Source organism: Actinosynnema sp. NPDC059797 (assembly GCF_042732085.1).
Classification (GTDB): Bacteria; Actinomycetota; Actinomycetes; order Mycobacteriales; family Pseudonocardiaceae; genus Actinosynnema.
The window spans coordinates 8,086-12,877 of record NZ_JBHWIE010000213.1; the positions used below are offsets into that span (position 1 = coordinate 8,086).

Below are 4,792 nucleotides of genomic sequence, written 5' to 3' on the forward strand. Positions count from 1 at the left end.
GACCCGGGCGCGGACTCGACGTCGACCGACCCGGACAGCGCCCGCACCCGCTGGCGGAGCGCGGTCAGCCCGAACCCGTCGGCCGACCCGGCGTCGAACCCCGCCCCGTCGTCGCGCACGTCCAGCACGATCACGTCCTCCATGTAGGACAGCGTGACGTCCACCCGACGCGCCCGCGCGTGCCTGCCCACGTTGGCCAGGGCCTCCTGCGCCGCCCGCAGCACGGTCACCTCGACCTCCGAGTGCACCGGCTGCGGCGTCCCGGTCACGGTGAACGTCGCCGGCACGTCGTACTGCGCCCGCCACGTCGTCACGGCCTGCCGCACGGCGTCGCCGAGCCGGGCGTCCTGGAGCGGGCCGGGGCGCAGCGCCTCGATCGACCGGCGGACCTCCGCCAGGCTGGTGCGCGCCAGGTCCCGCGCCGCGTCGACCCGGCCGCGCACCGGACCGGGGCCCACCAGCTCCCCGACCGCCTCCAGCTGCGTGACGACCCCGGTCAGCCCCTGCGCGACGGTGTCGTGGATCTCGCGGGCGAGCCGCGCGCGTTCCTCCGCGATCCCGGTCTCCCTGGCCCGCGCCACGAGCATCGCGTGCAGCCGCGCGTTCTCCGCCGCCACGGCGACCAGCTCGCGGTTGGTCTCCCGCCGCCGGATCGCCTCCTCCTCCATGGCCCGGACCATCCCGCCGACCAGCGCGGCCAGCGGTGTCGCCACGGCGAGGTTGACCAGCACCGACAGGGTCCCGGAGCCCGGCGCGACGAGCCACGGCGCGTTGGCGGCCACCACGCCGAGGTACGCGGGCCACCCGGGCAGCGCGACGAACGCGAGCACGTAGCACGCGGGGACGAACAGCTGGAAGGCGTCGCTGCGCAGCACCAGGAGCGAGGCCAGGACGAGCAGGCCGATGAAGTACCCGGTCATCGCCCAGGACCGGCGGTCCCACCACTGCGGGTGCGCCATGGCGAACCACCAGTGCCACGCCGCGAGCCCGGCGGCGATGCCCAGCGTGACCAGGCGCTCGCCCCAGTCCGCCGTGTCGAACACCAGGTACACCGCGCAAGCCAGGGCCAGCAGGCCGTACGGGGCCAGCCCCCAGGCCAGGTTCCACCGCCGTTCCCGCGCCAGGTCCGGCTGTTCGTCCACCGTGGTCACCCGGACATCTTCCCCTGCCGACCGCGGTAGACCAGCCGGCGCAGCAGCACCTCCGCCGGTCCCCGCCTGCCCGCGCGCCGCAGCAGGTCGGCCAGCAGCACCGAGACCAGCCACGTGCCCAGGGCCAGCAGCCCGACCCCGGCCGTGCCCAGCGTCCGGCCCAGCCCCAGGGCCCACGGCGTCAGCAGCGCCACGAACACCACCGACTGGAACAGGTAGCAGCTCAGCGAGCGTTGCCCGGTCGCGGCGAGCGCCCGCACCACCGGGCCGGGCCGGTCGCCGACGCGGAGCGCGAGCAACCCGATCAGCGCCGCGTAGCCCAGGCCGCCCGCGACCCCGGTGATCGCGTGCAGCGTGGAGATCGCCCACAGCGCGGGCGTCGAGGTGGGCTCCCAGAACCCGCCGACCGCCAGCCCCACGGGCAGCCCGCCCGCCACGGCCGCCGTCAGCCCGCCGACCGCCGTGCGGACCAGCAGGGTCCGGTGCGCCGCCGGGTCGGTCAGCACGCCGCGCCGGGCGGCCCACGTGCCGACCAGCACCACGCCGACGATCGCGAGGTTGCCGACCGGGATCATCAACCACTCCAGGGGGCGCAGCGCGAGCGCCGTGAGCGGGTCCGCGACCTCGAACGAGAAGAAGAACGTCCGCTCGCCGGTCGAGGGCATCATCTGGGCGGCGCCCTGCACCGCCGCGCCCACGACCAGCGACGCGGCGGCGGCGACCAGCAGCGCCCGGTCCGAGACCCGGGTCAGCGCCACCAGCAGGAAGCCCAGCACCCCGTACAGGCCGAGGATGTCGCCGGGGAACAGCAGCGTCGCGTGGACGAACCCGAACGCGATCAGCCAGCGGCTCCGCCGCCGCAGCAGCCGCTTGGCGTCGGCCTCGGGGACGCCCGCGGCCAGTTGCCGCCCGAACGACCACACGACGCCGAAGGCGAACACGGCGGCGAACATCGGGTACGCGCGCCCGTCGACCAGGGTCACGTCGAGCACGCTGACGACCCGGTTCAGCAGGTCGTGCTCGACGATGTGCTGCCGCACCCCGTACGGGCGGCCGTAGAGGTAGTACACCGAGTTGGCCACCGCGATGAGGGCGAGCATCAGACCCCGCGCGAGGTCGGGCGCGAGCGCCCGGTCCCGCACGGCGATCGGACCCGCCGCCGGTGCGACCTGGTTGAGTGACATGGGTTCCAGCGTGCTGGCCCGCGCGCCGGCGCGGATCGGCGGATCGACCGAGGCCGGGGGTCATCCCCGGACCCCGGCGGGTCAACCGGTCGGTCGATGCGCGGGCCCGCCCCTAACGGGTAGAGCCGAGGGGCATCAGGTAGACCAGCGCGTCGTCCACGCCGTCCAGGCACAGCACGTCGTGCGCCAGGTCGTCGTAGAAGCCGCCGAGCAGCCCGAGCGAGAGCCCCGACGACGCGGCGACCAGCGCGAGGTTCTGCGCCAGGTGCCCGGCCTCGGTGAACGCCAGCCGCAGCGCCCGCAGGCCGTAGGCCTTCCGCAGCGCGCCGAACCGCGTGTAGAGGCCGAGCACGGCGGGTGTGGCGGCCGGGTCCACCCGCCCCTCACCGTCGCCGAACCACATGGAGGTCGCGCCCACGTCGGCGACCGGCGGCGCGGGCGCGACGCGGACCAGCACCCGCCGCTCCTCGTCCACGTCGTACACGCCGGGTTCCAGCCCGGCCACCCGCAACGCCACCACGCGCAGCCGGGCGCTGTGCCGCGCGCCCGCGCTCGGGTGGGGCCTGCGCCCGTCGGGCAGGGCGCCGTGCGCGGTCCACAGCAGCGTCGCCAACCGCCCGGCGTCCAGCGGGCCGGTCGGCTCCGCACCGCGCGCGGTGCGGCGGGTCCGCAGCGCCTCGACCAGCGAGCCGGGCACGGGCGCGGCGTCGGGCAGCACCACCTCGGGCCACCACGGCAGCGTCGTCGGCGGAGCGTGCCCCACGTCGCGGGGACCCTGGTCCGGCACACCCGCCCGGAACCTGCTGAGCGCCAGGTAGCGCCGGTCCGGCGCGGTCGCGCCGTCCTCGTGGAACGGCGCGAACCCGTCCGGCGCCTCGGCCGCCAGCGCCACCAGCCGGCAGGCGGTGCGCTCCTGCTCCGGGTCGAGGCCGAGGCGGTTGAACAGCATGTGCAGCTGGGAGGCCCACACGTAGCGCGGCAGGTCCGCCCGCACCTGCTCCGCCCAGTACGCCACCGCGCCCGTCGCGTGGGACTCGAGCCGGTCCCACCGGGCGGCGAGCCGGGCCGCCCGCGCCTCGTGCAGCCGCCCCGCGGCCACGTGCGAGCCGAGGCCGGGCGGCGCGACCGGCTCGTGCGCCTGCCGCCACCCCGTCGCCAGCGACCGCAGCCACGCCGCCGCCTCCACCCGGTCCAGCTTCAACGCGGTCGTCGTGGCCATCACCAGCTCCACGGCCGCGGTGAACTTCGCGCCGGGCGCGCGGGCGGACCGCAGCACGGCCACCGCCACGTCGGTGCTCCGGCAGAACACCTCCTCGGCGACCGGCAGCGCCTCCGGGCCGCCGTACCGGTCCACCTCCGGTTCGTAAGGCGTCTCGCGGACGTCGCCGTGCGGCAGCCAGTCGCCCTCGGGCGCGCCGGCGACGGCGTGGAACGCGGCCGGGTCGAGGTCCCGCACCGGGTGGCCGGCCCGCGCCACCAGCTCGCGCAGCCGGCCGGTCAGGTCCTCGGTGGCGTCACGCAGCCGGATGCGCAGGTGCGGGCCGGTGCGCCAGTACCGCACGTAGAACCAGTCGGCCACGTGCCCCGCCGCGCGGTGCTCGGCCATCGCCGGCGCGAGCACGTCGGCGATGAACGCGTCGACGTGCTCGACCGCCCAGGACAGCCGCACGTGCAGGCTGGTCCAGGTCATCGCGCCTCCAGCGGGGTGAGGTCGTAGGCGAAGCCCGTGCCGCGCGGGCGACCGGCCACGAGCAGGTAGAGCAGCACGTGCGAGGCCGGCGCGCCCACCAGGGCCTCCAGCGGGCCGTCGTCGGTGCTGCGCGCCGGGCGGCAGAACGCGCCCGCCGCGGCGGCGGCCGTGCACACGTGCTGGGCCGCCGCGCCCGCCGCGCGCAGCAGGGCCCGGTAGCCGTCCGGGCCGTCGGACGCCACGGCGGCGGCCGGGTCGCCGGTCGTCACCAGGGCGAGGTTCACCGAGGCGACGTGGATGGTGCCGGGCGGGTGCCCGAACACCGGTTGGAGCCGGGCCACCGCGGGTCCGGGCTCGACCAGCCGCAGGCCGCCGACCACGTCGTACCAGCCGTCGTCGACGCCGGCCACGTTGCGCACGGCCAGCCGGTGCCGCAGGTCGTCGCGCACCGGTGAGCCGGCGGGCGGGTCATTGACCGCTCGGACGACCGCGTGCAGCGCGCTCGCGGGCAACGGCCGGGGGTCGGCGGCGATGCCGCGCGGTCCGACGCCCGAGCTGCGTCGCGGCACCGGGGCGGTCGCGCCCGCCCCCCGGTCGGCGGCGGCGCCCGGGTCGAGGTCCACGGTCGTCCCGGTGGCGCGGGCGCGCAGGCCCAGGCGCGCCGCGTGCTCGACGAGCGCCGCCGCCACGTGCCCGACCTCCAGCTCGGTCAGCACGTCGCCGAACTCGCGGTAGCCGGGGGAGAGGCGGTCGCGGCGGCGGACCAG

The 4,792-nt window shown here is 77.0% G+C and carries 4 protein-coding genes; all 4 read right to left on the reverse strand.

Features of this window, described 5'->3' with window-relative positions:
* The coding region (locus ACFV4N_RS31035) for a sensor histidine kinase (protein WP_499676180.1) at window positions 1–1,151 on the reverse strand (1,151 nt) is incomplete at its 3' end.
* On the reverse strand, window positions 1,148–2,335 hold the full coding sequence (locus ACFV4N_RS31040; protein WP_499676181.1) for a DUF418 domain-containing protein: 1,188 nt from the start codon (window positions 2,333–2,335) through the stop codon (window positions 1,148–1,150). The genes ACFV4N_RS31040 and ACFV4N_RS31035, both read right to left, overlap by 4 nt.
* Window positions 2,336–2,447: 112 nt before the next feature.
* The gene (locus tag ACFV4N_RS31045; RefSeq protein ID WP_499676182.1) at window positions 2,448–4,025 is read right to left on the reverse strand and encodes a thiopeptide-type bacteriocin biosynthesis protein; all 1,578 of its coding nucleotides are present in this window, start codon (window positions 4,023–4,025) and stop codon (window positions 2,448–2,450) included.
* A partial coding sequence (locus ACFV4N_RS31050) for a hypothetical protein (protein ID WP_499676183.1) occupies window positions 4,022–4,792 on the reverse strand: 771 nt, incomplete at its 5' end. The genes ACFV4N_RS31045 and ACFV4N_RS31050, both read right to left, overlap by 4 nt.